Below are 14,100 nucleotides of genomic sequence, written 5' to 3' on the forward strand. Positions count from 1 at the left end.
AAAAACGCATGGCGGCATTGTGTTCGGTGCCGGGTTATAATCTCAGGGCATAGCGGAGGCGCGCAAGGGGCGACCAAAACCGTGATTTCGACCTCGTCACGGGCGAATTGTCGCGTTAATAGCCGAGCTTATGATTTCAAGCGCGCCGGTTTCGTGCCGGCGCGGAGGTTCGGACCTTGCAACGCGCCAAACTGCTTCCCCTGATCGTCGCCTGCGCCCTGTTCATGGAGAACACCGACTCCACCGTCATCGCCACCTCGCTGCCGATGATCGCGAAGTCGCTGGGGGAGGATCCGATCGCGCTGAAGCTGGCGCTGACCTCCTATCTCGTCAGTCTCGCGGTCTTCATCCCGATCTCCGGCTGGATGGCGGACAAGTTCGGCGCCCGCAGCGTGTTCCGCGCGGCGCTCTGCATCTTCATGCTCGGCTCGGTGCTCTGCGCGGTGTCGAATTCGCTCGCCGCCTTCGTCGGCGCGCGCTTCATCCAGGGCATGGGCGGGGCGATGATGGTGCCGGTCGGGCGCCTCGTGATCCTGCGCAGCGTCAGCAAGGCCGAGATGGTCAGCGCGCTCGCCTATCTCACCGTCCCGGCGCTGGTCGGGCCCGTGGTCGGCCCGCCGCTCGGCGGCTTCATCACCACCTATTTCGACTGGCGCTGGATCTTCTTCATCAACATCCCGATCGGCCTCATCGGCATCGTGCTGTCGAGCATCTTCTTCGAGGACATCCGGGAGGAGGACGTGGCGCCGCTCGATGTGCGCGGCTTCGTCCTCTCGGCTTTCGGCTTCGCCGCGCTGATGCTCGGGCTGGCGACCGGCGGCCGGCACATGGTGCCGGAATATATTTCCTATGGCTGCGTGCTGGGCGGGGCGGCGGCGCTCGTCGCCTACTGGTTCCATGCGCGCCGCGTGCCTTACCCGGTCCTCGACCTCGCGCTCTTCCGCATCCCGACCTTCCGCATCGGCGTCGTCGGCGGCTCGATCTTCCGCACCGGCATCGGCGCGATCCCCTTCCTGCTGCCGCTGATGCTGCAGCTCGGCTTCGGGCTCGATCCGCTGCAATCGGGCCTGATCACCTTCGCTTCGGCCGCCGGCGCGATGATCATGAAGACGCTGGCGCGGACCATCCTGGCGCAATACGGCTTCCGGCGCGTGCTGATCTTCAACGCGCTCGTCGGCTCCGCCTTCCTCGCGGCCTCCGGCCTCTTCACCCCGACGACGCCGCACGCGATCATGCTGTCGGTCCTGCTGATCGGCGGCTGCTTCCGCTCGCTGCAGTTCACCGGCATCAACGCGCTGAGCTATTCCGACGTCTCCAACCGTGAGATGTCGAGCGCGACCAGCCTGTCCAGCGTCGCGCAGCAATTGTCGCTCAGCATGGGCGTGACGATCGGCGCTTTCGCGCTGGAGGCGGCCAACGCCTTCAACGGCGGCAAGGCGCTCGCGGCCGGCGATTTCTGGCCAGCCTTCGTCATCGTCGGGCTGATTTCGGCCTCCTCGGCGCTCTGGATGGCGCAGCTCGCGCCCGATGCCGGCGCCGAGGTCTCCGGCCACGCGCCGGTCAGCAAGCGCAAGCTGACGGCCGAGGCGATCGCCGAGCAGAAGCCGCTGGATTGAGCGGCTGCGATCTCGCTAAAGCCGCGATCATATCCCGTCTTGGGGTGGTTTTCCGGGCGCGAGGCTTGGCTCGGAACGTGCGGTCTACGGGCCGAGGCCGGCTTCCCCGATCTGGCGCGCGATGGCGCCGGTCACCTGATCCATGCCGCTGCGGCTCGTATCCGGCATCCAGCGTTGTTTCGCCGACCCCGCGGTCACATCCATCTCCGTCGAAACCCGGCGTGTCAGCGGAGCTCTCTCGAAGGCCTCGATGACGCCCTTCAGCAGGCGCGGGGAGGGATTGACCATGTTCGACCGCCCTTGCTCGTGCTCCTTCGTCTGGCGCAAACCCGCCACGGCATCCGGCACGGCGCATTCAAGCTTGACGGTCGCGCGAAAGCGCTCGCCCGCAGGCTGGGCACCGATTTCGCTGCCGACGGCCCGGCAGCGGACGCGTTTGCTTCCGGCGATGATGAATGTCGCCATCAGCCGTCTGATCTCGGGGGCCGACGGGTCTCCCCGAGCGCTCAAGCTTGCGATTCGCCTGAGTTGCCATGCGACGGGATCGGCGATCATCCCGAGATCGACGAGATCCCGTCCGCCGGTTTCCGGGCGCAGCGCCGTGTTGAGCTGAACGGCAGCGGCGCGGTCGTAGTTGAGCCAGGCACGGTAATAGAGCTCCGCCACTTGCTCGGGTGTCCGGTCGGAGGCCTGTGCAGGCAAGGATCCGAGGACGAGAACGGCAAGGGTTGAAAGAATCGAAACCAGACGCGTCTTGGTCATCTCGGAGATCTCGGCGCTCGGATGCGGCGATGCTGGGTTGCGGCCAGGGACATCTCTGCCGATTCTCAAACGGCCGTCTCGGCCGCATCCGGCTTGCGCCTGTACCCCGTCGCCAGCACGTAGAGCTCCGAGGAATCGGCGCGGCTGGCCGCCGGCTTGACGTTGCGCACGAGCGTGAAGTCGCGCTTCAGGCCCGCGAGCAGTTCGGCGCTGTCGCCACCCTGGAACAGCTTGGCGAGGAAGAAGCCGCCCGGTGCCAGCACGTCATGCGCGAATTCGAGCGCAGCCTCGGCCAGCGCGATGATCTTGAGGTGGTCGGTCTTCTTGTGGCCGGTGGTGTTGGCGGCCATGTCCGACATCACGCCGTCGGCCCGTCCGCCAAGCCGTTCGGTCAGCAGGGCCGGGGCCTCCTCGGCCATGAAATCCATCTGGATCAGGTCGACGGCCGGGATCGGGTCGACCGGCAGCAGGTCGATGCCGACGATATAGCCCTTGCCCTGTTCCAGCCCGATGCGCTTGGCCGCGATCTGGCACCAGCCGCCCGGCGCGCAGCCGAGATCGACCAGGCGCTGGCCGGTTTTGAGGAATTTGTAGCGGTCGTCCATCTCCTCGAGCTTGAAGGCCGCGCGTGAGCGATAGCCCAGCTCTCTCGCCCGCTTCACATAAGGGTCGTTGAGCTGGCGCTCGAGCCAGAGCTGCGAGGAATGCTTGAGCTTGCCGGCCTTCTTGACCTTGACGCGCATGTCGCGCGCACCTGCCGACGCCTTGCCACCGGCGCCGCCTCCCGATTTTCCGCTGCTCATCGCCGTCCAAGCCTATCTGCGCCGCCACCAGGCGCGATCCTCATGCATCATCCGCAGCAGGATGCCTTCGCGCAGGCCGCGATCGGCGATCCGGACCCGCTCGCTCGGAAAGGCGCGGCGGATCGCCTCGAAGATCGCACAGCCGGCCAGCACGAGATCGGCGCGCTCGCGGCCGATGCAGGCATTCGCTGCTCGTGCGGCATAGTCCATCGCGATCAGCCGGTCGATGACCGCGAGGATATCGTCCTGGCGCATCCACAGCCCGTCGACCTCGCGCCGGTCGTAGCGGAGCAGGCCGAGATGGATGCCGGCGACGGTGGTGACCGTGCCGGAGGTGCCGAGCAGATGGAAGGCGCGCGCCTGACGGGCGGGCGCGGCCCGCTTCACGAAGGGCTCGAGCGCCTGCGCGCAATCATCGACCATGCGCTCGAACAGCTCGCGGCTGACCTCGACGCCGCCATAGCGTTCCGCCACCGTGACGACGCCGATCGGCAGCGAGGCCCATTCGCGGATTCGGGCGGCGGGGTCGCGCGCCTCGCTGCGATTGCCGAGCCAGACGATCTCGGTGGAGCCGCCGCCGATGTCGAAGACGATGACCCCTTCGGCCGCCGGGTCCGCCAGCGCGGCGCAGCCCGAGACGGCCAGGGAGGCCTCGGTACGCTGGTCGATGATCTCCAGCGCCAATTCGGCCTCGGCCGCGACGCGGCGGACGAAGTCGAGCCCGTTCGTGGCGGCGCGGCAGGCTTCCGTGGTGACGAGCCGGGCGCGGGTGACGCCGCGATTCGCCATCTTGCCCCGGCAGATCTTCAGCGCCTCGACGGCCCGGTCCATGGCGGCATCGCCGAGGCGGCTGCTCGCCGCCAGCCCTTCGCCCAGGCGCACGATCCGCGAGAAGGCGTCGACGACCCGGAAACCGTGCTGGGCCGGGCGGGCGATCAGCAGCCGGCAATTGTTCGTGCCGAGATCGAGCGCCGCATAGGTCGCGGGCGCGGGGAAGAGCCGATGTCCGTTATGGGGACGGGCGGTGGCACCAACGGCGGCGCCGCCGGCCCTGAGCGGATCGGCGTCATGTCGATGTGGCGGCGCCGCGGATGCGACGCCTCCCTGCTGCCGGTCCTCGACCGCCGCCATTCCAATCCCCCGACCTGCCGCACCCGCATGAAGCGATCCGGCAGGGGCCGCGCAAGGCGCAGCCATTTGCTTCGTCAGCAAGCTAACTACAGCGCAAGCCGCGTGCCAAGCAGAACCTTGCCACGAGGACAGGCAAACAGGCCCTCGCGCGGAAGGCCGGGAGCCGAAATCCGGGCGATGCCCTTGCGCGGAAGCCGCGGCTTCGGCAAGTCTCCGCCCGCTGCGCCGCAGAGCGCGGGATGGGTTATCGCATCGGCTTCTTCCGGAAAGGGGATTCCGCTTTTCGGTCCGATGCTCATGGGACAGGGCAGGAAGCAGAGCATGGCCGCCAGACATCTCCTCGCGATCGACCAGGGCACGACCTCTTCGCGGGCGATCCTGTTCGATGCTTCGCTCGCTCCGGTGGCCAGCGCGCAAAGGGAGTTCCCGCAGCATTTTCCAGCCTCCGGCTGGGTCGAGCACGAGCCGGAGGATATCTGGGACACCGTGCTTGAGACAGCGCGCGAGGCTCTCGCCAAGGCCGGGCTCGGCGCGCGGGACATCGCCGGAATCGGCATCACCAACCAGCGCGAGACCACGCTGATCTGGGACCGCCAGACGGGCAGGGCAATCCACCGCGCCATCGTCTGGCAGGACAGGCGCACCGCCGATGCCTGCGCGCAGCTCGTCGCCGCCGGCCACGAGGAGCTCGTCGCCAGCCGCACCGGCCTGCGCATCGACCCCTATTTCTCCGGCACCAAGATCGCCTGGCTGCTCGATAATGTTCCCGGTGCCCGCCGCCGTGCGGAAGCGGGCGAGCTCGCCTTCGGCACCGTCGATTCCTTCCTGCTCTGGCGGCTGACGGGCGGTGCGGTGCATGCGACCGACGCGACCAATGCGGCGCGCACCATGCTGTTCGATATCGGCCGTGGCGTCTGGGACAAGGACCTGCTCGCGCTGCTCGACATTCCCGAGGCGATCCTGCCGGAGGTCCGTGATTGCGCGGCCTATTTCGGCGACACCGCGCCGGAGCTGTTCGGCGGGCCGGTTGCGGTGCGCGGCATCGCCGGCGACCAGCAGGCCGCGACGATCGGGCAGGCTTGCTTCGATCCGGGCATGGTCAAGTCGACCTACGGCACGGGCTGCTTCGCGCTGCTCAACACCGGCGACACGCCGGTCCGCTCCAGGAACCGGCTGCTCGGCACCATCGCCTACCAGCTCGGCGGCAAACGCGCCTACGCGCTGGAAGGCTCGATCTTCATCGCGGGCGCCGCGGTGCAATGGCTGCGCGACGGTCTCGGCATCATCGAGAAGGCGAGCGACACCGGCCCGCTCGCGGAAGCGGCCGACCCGGCGCAGGACGTCTATCTCGTGCCGGCCTTCGTCGGGCTCGGCGCCCCGCATTGGGATGCCAATGCGCGCGGCGCCCTGTTCGGGCTGACGCGCGGCACCGGGCCGCGCGAGTTCGCCCGGGCCACGCTGGAAAGCGTCTGCTACCAGACGCTCGACCTGATCGAGGCTATGCATGCCGACTGGCCCGAAGCCGGGCAGGGCGGCCGCTCGGTCCTGCGCGTCGATGGCGGCATGGTCGCCTCCGACTGGACGATGCAGCGTCTCGCCGACATTCTCGACCTGCCCGTCGACCGTCCGACCGTGCTGGAGACGACGGCGCTGGGCGCGGCCTATCTCGCCGGGCTCGATGCCGGGCTGCTGCCCGAGCCAGATCGCTTCGCCGATCTCTGGCGGCTGGAGCGGCGCTTCCTGCCGGCGATGGCGGCGAGCCAGCGCACGCGCAAGGTCGCCGGCTGGCGCGACGCCGTGCGGCGGACGCTGAGCGACGCATAGAGCCTGCCGATTTCGCACGGAACAACCTCGGTCATCCCGGCCTGACCCGGGATCCATGCCGGAGCGCTTCCAAAGAAGGCTCAGGCATGGATCCTGGATCTCCGCTTCGCTCCGTCCGGGATGACCCGCGTTTCCGTGGAAATGCAGCAAACGCTCGAAGAGCCTTCCATGGAACTTCGGAAGGCAAGCGCGCGGCTGTCACCGTCGCTCGGGACGTGGCGCGTCATCGAGGAGACCGGCCTCCATCCGCTTGAGAGCCGTGAGCAGGGGCGCGGCATGCGGGCCGAGCTCGGCCAGGAGAGCAGCCTCGAAGGCGAGTGCGCGCGGCACGATCTCGGCATAGCTGCGCAGGCCTGCGGCCGTGAGCATGAGGCCTTCCTCGCGACGATCGAGCTCGCTCCGGCTACGCACCAGCCAGCGCCGCTCCTCCAGCGCCCGCACGGCCCGGCTGACCTTGGTCTTGTGCATGGCCGAATGGGCACCGATGGCCTTCGCGGTCATCGTCCCGAATTGCGCGAGCGTTGCCAGCACGCGCCATTCCGGCACGGTCAGATCGTGATGCGGGCCGTAGACCGCACGGAATTTCAGCGAAACCACCGAAGCGAGCCGGTTGAGGCGATAGGGCAGGAAGCTTTCGAGGGCGAGAGTGGCCATGCCTTGTTAGTTACAAAATGGACAGTTACCAAAGCAACTATCCTGTGGCGCGTCCGCGCTCCCTGGCGCGCCGCGCGTTTCGACCGGCTTGCGGGGGCAGGGCAGTTTGGTGTGCGGCCGGCGCGGGCCGGGCGCGGCCGCGGAAAGGCTCCAGATCATGAACGTTCAGAAACCGGGCGGCGCCAAGACAGACGACGGCAAGACGAATGACGGCAAGCTCCGGAGCGCGATCGCGACCGGCTACATGTCCGGTTTCGGCAACGGCTTCGAGACGGAGGCTCTGCCGGGCGCCCTGCCGCTCGGGCGCAATTCGCCGCAGAAATGCGCCTATGGCCTCTATGCCGAGCAGCTCTCCGGCTCGCCCTTCACCGCGCCGCGCACCACCAATGAGCGCTCCTGGCTCTACCGCATTCGGCCGACCGTGGCGCATTGGAATACGTTCCGGAAGGTCGACGCCGGGCTCTGGCGCACGGCGCCGGCCCGCGAGGTCGACATGCCGATCGCGCCGCTGCGCTGGAGCCCGCTCCCGATTCCCGCAGAGCCGCTCTCCTTCATCGAGGGCATCCGCAGCATGACCACGGCGGGCGATGCCGGCAGCCTCGGCGGCATGGGCGCGCATGTCTATCTGATCACCCGCTCGATGGTGGACGCGTATTTCTACAATGCCGATGGCGAGATGCTCTTCGTGCCGCAGCAGGGCAGCCTCAGGCTCTGGACCGAGTTCGGCATCATCGACATCGAGCCGGGCGAGATCGCGGTGATCCCACGCGGCGTGAAGATCCGCGTCGAGCTCCGCGACGGCCCGGCCCGCGGCTATATCTGCGAGAACTATGGCGGCGCCTTCACCTTGCCGGAACGCGGGCCGATCGGCGCGAACTGCCTCGCCAATCCGCGCGATTTCCTCACCCCCGTCGCGGCCTATGAGGACCGCGACACGCCCTCGAAGATCTATGTGAAATGGGGCGGCAACCTCTGGGTTGCCGAGATCGCGCATTCGCCGCTCGACGTCGTCGCCTGGCACGGCAATTACGCGCCCTACAAATACGATCTCAGGCGCTTCTCGCCGGTCGGCCCGGTGCTCTACGACCACGCCGACCCCTCGATCTTCACGGTACTGACCTCGCCTTCGGAGACGCCCGGCACCGCCAATGTCGACTTCGTCGTCTTCTCCGATCGCTGGCTGGTGGCGGAGAACACCTTCCGTCCCCCCTGGTACCACATGAACGTGATGAGCGAGTTCATGGGGCTGGTCTATGGCGTCTACGACGCCAAGACGGGCGGCGGCTTCGTGCCCGGTGGCATCTCGCTGCATAATTCGATGCTGCCGCACGGCCCCGATGTCGACGCTTTCGAGAGGGCCTCCAATGTCGAGCTGAAGCCGCACAAGCTCGAGGGCACGCTCGCCTTCATGTTCGAGACGCGCTTTCCTCAAGCTGTCACGGCCTTCGCCGCGCGGACGGAGGCGCTGCAGAGCGACTATGGCGGCTATGGCCACAAGCTGACGAAGCACTTCGATCCGACCAGACCCTGATCTCTCGCGGCCAGTTCCTGCTGCTTGCGGGTTCAAGGGGGGGCTCGCGCGATATGCGGGCGGCGGGCGTGGCGAGGGCGTTGCGTCCGAGCGCGCAAGGGGGAGCTGGACGATGGTGCCGTGACATGGCGGCGTCATCACATCATGAGAGCTTCCACCGCTCTTGCGCATTTCTGCTCTTGCCAAGGCGAGAAGCATTGATTAGACCGCCGCTCACCAACGCGAACGCACAGGCCGCGCCGTTGGGGGATCGTCTAACGGTAGGACCCCAGACTCTGACTCTGGTTGTCTAGGTTCGAATCCTAGTCCCCCAGCCACTTCTCGGTGGCGCCGCAAAACAAGCTCAACCATCGACAGAGAGTAGAGGTCGCTCCCGTAGCCCAGCGGCGGTGCATTTTGGTGTCCATCCTCTGGGAAGGAAACCGATGAGCGCCTGTCTTGGGATGCTTGAACGGACGCGTCATCGAAAGACCATTCGGATTACCCGTCGCATCGTACGGTAATCTTCAGGCCTTTGATCTTGCTGATTTCTCTGGCTGATCGACCGCTTAGCGGAAGAATGGTGCCCAGGGGCGGAATCGAACCACCGACACTGCGATTTTCAGTCGCATGCTCTACCAACTGAGCTACCTGGGCGCCCCGGTGGCGCGCGGCGCCTTCCGTGTTGGTCGGGGCGATATAGAGGCTGGCGCCAAGCCTGTCCAGTCACTTCAGCCGGCTTTCTACAACTCGCCTCGTCATGTCCCGCGATAGGCCGCCAAGAGGCGCGTTTAAGGGCCTATGGCGCCGCTGCCATCGCTCGATCGCCCTCCGTCCTGCCGGACGCGACGATGGTGATCGATGGATGTCACATCGCATCGGAGGGTTTCGAAGAGGGGATTCCGCTGTCGGGCCGATGCTGGAGAGCTGGGTGCGATCCGGTTGATTCGACCTGATCGGGTCAGGCGTGCTCCGGCCTCGCCCGGGCGAGGAGCTGCGCCAGCCGGTCGATGCTTGCCAGGGCCTGCCGCCGGGCCGCTTCCAATTCGGCGATCGGGGCCTGGCCATAGAGCGACCGCGCGAAGGCGATGATGCTGGTGAGCGTCTGAAACGAGGCCTCGTCGAGCTCCGGCGAGGGCGGCAGGACGCAGCCGAGATTCGCGACATGGTTCTCGGCGCTTGCCTGCAGCGCCTTGGCGTTCAGCACGCCGGCTTTCAGGACGTCGCTTCGCAGCGTTTCGATGTCGTCGAAAGGCCGGAATTCTGCCGATTCAACCATGTTCTTCTCGGGAGCGAGGTGAGGTCTCCGATCTGAGAAAGACTATCTCCGAACAGGATCGAAGGCAGCATGGTCATCGCATCGTGGTTACGCAGGCGTCTACGTGAGGGAGTGCTACATGTCTCAGCGGAAGGTGGCGGTTCTCACTCCTCCGTATCCTGCTCGATCGGTGTATCGGCAGGCCGGAATTGCTGGCCACTGAGAGAACGCACCAAGGTCCTGACCAGAGCCGCGACGACCACGACCAGCGGCAAGGCCATCACGGCATTGCCATCCAGCGCCATCCAGATCGCCAGGCCGCAGCTGATGGCGATCCCCAGGACGAGCAGCAGCTTCATGCCGCGATGCTGACGCCGACGGGCGCTTTCGGCAAGGGTCGGCTGCTGATGCGGCTGATCTTTCATCGCCGGCTTTCCTGGCCGGCTGCGTGTTGCTCACAAAAACGCGCATTGACGGCAGGAGGATGGCGGGAAAGGATGCGGACGTGCTCGCCATGGTTGCTCCCGAGTTTCGGGGCGCATCAGGATCGGTTCGGGGGCCGAAGCGTCGTCTTCGGGCGCTGGCGGTCGGGCTGGTCCTCGCTCTCCTGCCCGGCGCTGGCAAGGCCGGTGACCTCCAGCCCTGGTCCAGCCCCGCTCCGCCGGAGCTGGCGCTCACGCGCCTCGATGCGGCAGCGCTCGATCTTGCCGATATGCGCGGCGAGCCCGTCATCGTCCACTTCTTCGCGACCTGGTGCGGCCCCTGCATCGAGGAGATGGCCTCGCTGAACGCGCTGGCGCAGCGTCGCGACCCGGCCGTCGCGATCCTCGCGGTCAATGTCGGCGAGGTTCCGGCGCGGCTGCGCAGCTTCTTCAAGGCGCGTCCCGTCGATTTCCCGGTGCTGCTCGACGAGGACCGTGCGGCGATGAAGCGCTGGCAGGTGCTCGGCCTGCCGACGAGCTTCGTGCTCGACGGGCAACTGCGCCCGGCGTTCAAGACGGAGGAGCCGCTCGACTGGACGAGCCCGGCCGTTCTGCGCGCCCTCGCCGCCGTCGCGAAACCGGGTGGAGAGAACCCTTCGGAAGAACGCCCCGAGGAAGAAAGACCCAAGCAAGACCTGTCCAGGACAATCGCTGATAAAAACGAGGGAGGAGCCATCCGATGATCAATCGCCGCGACATACTCAAGACAGGGGCCGCCGCTGCCGGCGCGGCCCTGCTGATGCCGCATCAGGCTTTCGCGCAGGCTCCGGCCTTCGCGCCGAGGCCCGGCAAATGGCGGGATTTCGAAGTGGTGACGCGGCTCGACCTGGCCGGGCAGGGCAAGGCGCAGGCCTGGATTCCGCTGCCTTCCGTGGATCAGCCGGAATGGATCAGGCCCGGCAAGAGCGACTGGACGACCAATGCCGCCTCAGTGGAGGTGGTGCGGGATCCGAAATATGGCGCGCAGATGCTGCATGTCGTCTTCAAGGAGGGCGAGGCGGCGCCGAGCGTCGAGATCAGGAGCCGCTTTTCGTTGCGCGATCGGGCGGAGGATTTCGCGGCGGGCGGCAAGCCCGCCCTCAGTGAGGCCGAGCGCAAGCTCTATCTCGAGGCGACCGAATTGATGCCGACCGACGGCATCGTCCGGGAGACCGCCGAGAAGGCGGCGGCCGGCAAGACCGGCGACGTCGAGAAGGCTCGCGCCATCTATGAATGGGTGGTGGCCAACACCTTCCGCGATGCGAAGACGCGGGGCTGCGGCACGGGCGATGTCGCCTCGATGCTGCGCACCGGCAATCTCGGCGGCAAATGCGCCGATCTCAATGCCCTCTATGTCGCGCTGGTGCGCTCCGTTGGCATTCCCGCGCGCGACATCTACGGCATCCGCGTCGCGCCCTCGCAATTCGGCTATGCCAGCCTCGGCGCCGGCTCGGCGACGATCACCAAGTCGCAGCATTGCCGCGCCGAGGTCTGGCTCGAAGGCCACGGCTGGGTCGCGACTGACCCTGCCGATGTCCGCAAGGTCGTGCTCGAGGAGCCGCCCGGCAACAACGCCATCGACAACCCCAAGGTGGTTGCGGCGCGCGAGACGCTGTTCGGCGCCTGGGAGGGTAACTGGCTCGGCTACAACATGGCGCATGACCTCGAATTGCCGGGCTCGCGGCACAAGGTCGGCTTCCTGATGTATCCGCAGGCCGAGGTCGCCGGCGCGCTGCTCGACTGCCTCGACCCGGACACGTTCCGATACATGATCAGGTCCGCCGAGATCACGGCCTGATCCAGATGGCCGGGCAGGGAGCCCGGCCGCCGCTTTCCGGAGATGAGACGATGAGCGAGACAATCGAGCGCGAGGCCCCGGCGCGGGCGGCCGCTCCGCGCCTGACCAGCCTCGCCCATGGCGGCGGCTGCGGCTGCAAGCTTGCCCCTTCGGTGCTCCAGCAATTGCTGGCCGAGCACCCGGCGGCGGGGCCGTACAAACAATTGCTGGTGGGAACCGAAACCGGCGACGACGCCGCCGTCTGGCAGATCGACGATGAGACCTGCGTCGTCGCCACGACCGATTTCTTCATGCCGATGGTCGATGATCCCCGTGATTTCGGCCGCATCGCCGCGACCAACGCGATCTCCGACGTCTACGCCATGGGCGGAAAGCCGATCATGGCGCTCGCCATCCTCGGAATGCCGCTCGACAAGCTGCCGGTGGAGATGACCCGCGAGATCCTGAAGGGCGGTGCCTCGATCTGTGCGGAGGCCGGCATTCCCGTCGCCGGCGGCCATTCCATCGACGCGCCCGAGCCGATCTACGGGCTTGCCGTCATCGGCCTGCTCAACCCGAAGAACCTGCGGCGCAACAGCGGCGCGCGGCCGGGCGACGCGCTGATCCTGACCAAGGCGCTCGGCGTCGGCATCTATTCGGCCGCCTTCAAGAAGGGCGAGCTTTCGCCGGCCGCCTATGACGAGATGATTGCCTCGGTGACGCTGCTCAACCGCGTCGGCGCGGAATTGGCGAAGGACGAGGACGTGCACGCCATCACCGACGTCACCGGCTTCGGCATCCTCGGCCATGGGCTGGAGATGGCGCGCGGCTCCAGCGCGACGCTGAAGCTTCGCCTTGCCGACCTGCCGTTCCTGTCGCAGGCGGAAAGGCTGGTGCAGGCAGGCCGGGTGACCGGAGCCTCGCATCGCAACTGGGCAAGCTATGGCGAGGGCGTCGTTCTGCCGGCCGGGTTGCCGGAGTGGCGCCGGCACCTGCTCACCGATCCGCAGACCTCCGGCGGATTGCTGGTCTCCTGCAAGGCGGAACGGGCAGGAGATGTGCTCGCGCAGATCAAGGCGGCGGGCTGCCCGGCCGCGCGGATCATCGGTACGGTAGAGGCCGGGCCGGGGCGGGTGCTGGTGGTTTGATGCGCCTCACGCCGCCTCGACCTTGAGGTTGCGGCCCCAGACATCGAAGAAGGCTCCTTCGTTCAGCACCAGCCGGTTCTCCCGGAGCGCGCCTTCCAGCTCCCGCAGCCGGACGCGGGCGGTTTCGTCGGGCACGAGCCCGCCATCCGCGTCGCGGGTGGGGAAGAAGGCGGCGCCGTCCCAGCTCGTGCCCGCCCCGCGCAGCATCAGCACGATGTCGCCCCAGTCGATCTCGTCGCCGACGACATGGACGAAGGTCGAGCGCAGCGGCTCCACCTTCGGCGGGGCGATCCTGACGAGCACGATCAGCGCCGTGAACGGGCCCTTGCGGAAGAGCTTGCCGAGCCAGCGATCGAAATCGGTGCCGAGCCCTCTAGAAGTCGACACGCGGCGTATCCGGCATGTAGCGCTCGAACAGCGCGTAGAAGTCGCTGCCGGTCTCGGCGCGATACCAATCCTCGAAGCCGCGCAGCGCCTCCGCGGCGCTCTCGACGGCGGCATTGGCTTCCGTCGGCAATTCGGTCCGTAGCGCCTCGAGGAAGGGCGTCAAGCGATCGAGGACGAGCTCCTGCCGGGGCCCGATCTCCTCCCAGCCGAGCGTTTGCGCGATGACGAAGCGGGCGCGTGCAACGGCTTTCTCGGGCTCGTCGGCTTCGCTGATGGCCCTGACGGCGCCGCGCACGAGATTGAGCCGCCGGAAGGCCGTGGCTCGTTCGAGAGCGAGCGCGGCGATCCGTGCCGCCGCCTCCTTGCGATAGGCGTCCTCAGCCTCCCCAGCGGCTTCGGCGGCGCGCTCGAAACCGGCGATCAGATCGAGGGCGGGGGCTTCGCTGTCGGTCATGCGGCCTCTCGAGCTTTGCCCGGACAATGACGTTCGATACTCAGAAAATCTAATAAAAACAAATCATTGCGGCATCGGTTTGAATCAGAAGCTCAGTTCGATGCCGTAGAAACTGGCGGAAGAGAATGGGAGTCGAACCCACCAGAGACCGTCTGACGGCCCCTCCCGGATTTGAAGTCCGGACGCCCCACCGGGGACGTTTCTCCTCCATCGGGTACCCCCAGTGGCGGGCCGAACAGGTCGAGCCGCTGCCGGTTGATGCGCCGGAGATCGCCGCGGCGGATGGTGACGCCGTGGCGGTCGAAGAATTCGAGA

Annotated in this window: 14 protein-coding genes and 3 tRNA genes; 7 read left to right on the plus strand and 10 right to left on the minus strand. The window is 67.2% G+C overall.

What is annotated here, in order from left to right:
• Positions 1-176 precede the first annotated feature (176 nt).
• On the plus strand, positions 177-1,616 hold the full coding sequence (locus AB6806_RS03055) for a DHA2 family efflux MFS transporter permease subunit (protein WP_112761785.1): 1,440 nt from the start codon (positions 177-179) through the stop codon (positions 1,614-1,616).
• 84 nt (positions 1,617-1,700) lie between these two features.
• Here AB6806_RS03055 and AB6806_RS03060 read toward each other — a convergent pair whose 3' ends face one another.
• The 3 genes from AB6806_RS03060 to AB6806_RS03070 all read right to left on the minus strand — a co-directional run bounded on the left by AB6806_RS03060 (position 1,701) and on the right by AB6806_RS03070 (position 4,312).
• Complete coding sequence (locus AB6806_RS03060) at positions 1,701-2,378, minus strand: hypothetical protein (protein WP_142020585.1); 678 nt, start codon at positions 2,376-2,378, stop codon at positions 1,701-1,703.
• 65 nt (positions 2,379-2,443) lie between these two features.
• Positions 2,444-3,181, minus strand: coding sequence for an RlmE family RNA methyltransferase (locus AB6806_RS03065; protein ID WP_038368472.1), 738 nt, complete (start codon positions 3,179-3,181; stop codon positions 2,444-2,446).
• 12 nt (positions 3,182-3,193) lie between these two features.
• Positions 3,194-4,312 carry a Ppx/GppA phosphatase family protein gene (locus tag AB6806_RS03070; RefSeq protein WP_113255043.1) on the minus strand — a complete coding sequence of 373 codons (1,119 nt, stop codon included), beginning with the start codon at positions 4,310-4,312 and terminating at the stop codon, positions 3,194-3,196.
• A gap of 321 nt (positions 4,313-4,633) precedes the next feature.
• Here AB6806_RS03070 and glpK point away from each other — a divergent pair, with 321 nt between their 5' ends.
• A complete protein-coding gene (gene glpK / locus AB6806_RS03075) occupies positions 4,634-6,136 on the plus strand; it encodes a glycerol kinase GlpK (RefSeq protein WP_113255045.1) in 1,503 nt (500 codons plus the stop codon).
• A 198-nt stretch (positions 6,137-6,334) separates the two neighbouring features.
• Here glpK and AB6806_RS03080 read toward each other — a convergent pair whose 3' ends face one another.
• A complete protein-coding gene (locus AB6806_RS03080; RefSeq protein ID WP_370954085.1) occupies positions 6,335-6,790 on the minus strand; it encodes a MarR family winged helix-turn-helix transcriptional regulator in 456 nt (151 codons plus the stop codon).
• A 157-nt stretch (positions 6,791-6,947) separates the two neighbouring features.
• On the opposite strand from AB6806_RS03080, the gene hmgA reads away from it, so the two are divergent.
• Together hmgA and AB6806_RS03090 are read left to right on the plus strand one after the other, a co-directional pair.
• A complete protein-coding gene (hmgA, locus tag AB6806_RS03085; RefSeq protein WP_370954086.1) occupies positions 6,948-8,321 on the plus strand; it encodes a homogentisate 1,2-dioxygenase in 1,374 nt (457 codons plus the stop codon).
• A gap of 243 nt (positions 8,322-8,564) precedes the next feature.
• Positions 8,565-8,638: transfer RNA gene (locus tag AB6806_RS03090), tRNA-Gln, on the plus strand.
• Between the two features lie 243 nt (positions 8,639-8,881).
• Here the strand turns inward: AB6806_RS03090 and AB6806_RS03095 are convergent.
• The 3 genes from AB6806_RS03095 to AB6806_RS03105 form a co-directional block, all read right to left on the minus strand.
• A tRNA-Phe gene (locus AB6806_RS03095) sits at positions 8,882-8,957 on the minus strand.
• Between the two features lie 304 nt (positions 8,958-9,261).
• Positions 9,262-9,579, minus strand: a complete 318-nt coding sequence (locus tag AB6806_RS03100; protein ID WP_162719947.1) for a hypothetical protein — start codon at positions 9,577-9,579, stop codon at positions 9,262-9,264.
• 143 nt (positions 9,580-9,722) lie between these two features.
• Positions 9,723-9,983 (minus strand): hypothetical protein, encoded by a 261-nt coding sequence (locus tag AB6806_RS03105; protein WP_038368457.1) that lies wholly within the window; start codon positions 9,981-9,983, stop codon positions 9,723-9,725.
• Between the two features lie 59 nt (positions 9,984-10,042).
• Here AB6806_RS03105 and AB6806_RS03110 point away from each other — a divergent pair, with 59 nt between their 5' ends.
• From AB6806_RS03110 to selD, 3 genes are read left to right on the plus strand one after another with little or no spacing between them, the layout of a single operon-like run.
• The gene (locus AB6806_RS03110; RefSeq protein ID WP_248312438.1) at positions 10,043-10,723 is read left to right on the plus strand and encodes a TlpA disulfide reductase family protein; all 681 of its coding nucleotides are present in this window, start codon (positions 10,043-10,045) and stop codon (positions 10,721-10,723) included.
• Positions 10,720-11,817 (plus strand): transglutaminase-like domain-containing protein, encoded by a 1,098-nt coding sequence (locus AB6806_RS03115; protein ID WP_370954087.1) that lies wholly within the window; start codon positions 10,720-10,722, stop codon positions 11,815-11,817. The genes AB6806_RS03110 and AB6806_RS03115 overlap by 4 nt, the downstream gene beginning before the upstream one ends.
• Positions 11,818-11,867: 50 nt before the next feature.
• Positions 11,868-12,944 carry a selenide, water dikinase SelD gene (gene selD / locus AB6806_RS03120; RefSeq protein WP_370954088.1) on the plus strand — a complete coding sequence of 359 codons (1,077 nt, stop codon included), beginning with the start codon at positions 11,868-11,870 and terminating at the stop codon, positions 12,942-12,944.
• Positions 12,945-12,950: 6 nt separating this feature from the next.
• Here selD and AB6806_RS03125 read toward each other — a convergent pair whose 3' ends face one another.
• From AB6806_RS03125 to AB6806_RS03135, 3 genes are all read right to left on the minus strand, one after another.
• On the minus strand, positions 12,951-13,331 hold the full coding sequence (locus tag AB6806_RS03125; RefSeq protein ID WP_370954089.1) for a hypothetical protein: 381 nt from the start codon (positions 13,329-13,331) through the stop codon (positions 12,951-12,953).
• Positions 13,318-13,785: a hypothetical protein gene (locus tag AB6806_RS03130; RefSeq protein WP_370954090.1), complete on the minus strand. Its 468-nt coding sequence runs from the start codon at positions 13,783-13,785 to the stop codon at positions 13,318-13,320. The genes AB6806_RS03125 and AB6806_RS03130 overlap by 14 nt, the downstream gene beginning before the upstream one ends.
• A 113-nt stretch (positions 13,786-13,898) precedes the next feature.
• Positions 13,899-13,994: transfer RNA gene (locus AB6806_RS03135), tRNA-Sec, on the minus strand.
• Positions 13,995-14,100: the final 106 nt, after the last annotated feature.

It is taken from the genome of Allobosea sp. RCC_152_1, from assembly GCF_041360765.1.
GTDB classification, from domain to species: domain Bacteria; phylum Pseudomonadota; class Alphaproteobacteria; order Rhizobiales; family Beijerinckiaceae; genus Allobosea; species Allobosea spartocytisi.

What these genes read in the sequence shown, in the direction of transcription:
- AB6806_RS03060 (WP_142020585.1), bottom strand. Translation starts at nt 2,378, where the DNA reads ATGACCAAGACGCGTCTGGTTTCGATTCTTTCAACCCTTGCCGTTCTC.
- AB6806_RS03065 (WP_038368472.1), bottom strand. Translation starts at nt 3,181, where the DNA reads ATGAGCAGCGGAAAATCGGGAGGCGGCGCCGGTGGCAAGGCGTCGGCA.
- AB6806_RS03070 (WP_113255043.1), bottom strand. Translation starts at nt 4,312, where the DNA reads ATGGCGGCGGTCGAGGACCGGCAGCAGGGAGGCGTCGCATCCGCGGCG.
- glpK (WP_113255045.1), top strand. Translation starts at nt 4,634, where the DNA reads ATGGCCGCCAGACATCTCCTCGCGATCGACCAGGGCACGACCTCTTCG.
- AB6806_RS03080 (WP_370954085.1), bottom strand. Translation starts at nt 6,790, where the DNA reads ATGGCCACTCTCGCCCTCGAAAGCTTCCTGCCCTATCGCCTCAACCGG.
- hmgA (WP_370954086.1), top strand. Translation starts at nt 6,948, where the DNA reads ATGAACGTTCAGAAACCGGGCGGCGCCAAGACAGACGACGGCAAGACG.
- AB6806_RS03100 (WP_162719947.1), bottom strand. Translation starts at nt 9,579, where the DNA reads ATGGTTGAATCGGCAGAATTCCGGCCTTTCGACGACATCGAAACGCTG.
- AB6806_RS03105 (WP_038368457.1), bottom strand. Translation starts at nt 9,983, where the DNA reads ATGAAAGATCAGCCGCATCAGCAGCCGACCCTTGCCGAAAGCGCCCGT.
- AB6806_RS03110 (WP_248312438.1), top strand. Translation starts at nt 10,043, where the DNA reads ATGGCGGGAAAGGATGCGGACGTGCTCGCCATGGTTGCTCCCGAGTTT.
- AB6806_RS03115 (WP_370954087.1), top strand. Translation starts at nt 10,720, where the DNA reads ATGATCAATCGCCGCGACATACTCAAGACAGGGGCCGCCGCTGCCGGC.
- selD (WP_370954088.1), top strand. Translation starts at nt 11,868, where the DNA reads ATGAGCGAGACAATCGAGCGCGAGGCCCCGGCGCGGGCGGCCGCTCCG.
- AB6806_RS03130 (WP_370954090.1), bottom strand. Translation starts at nt 13,785, where the DNA reads ATGACCGACAGCGAAGCCCCCGCCCTCGATCTGATCGCCGGTTTCGAG.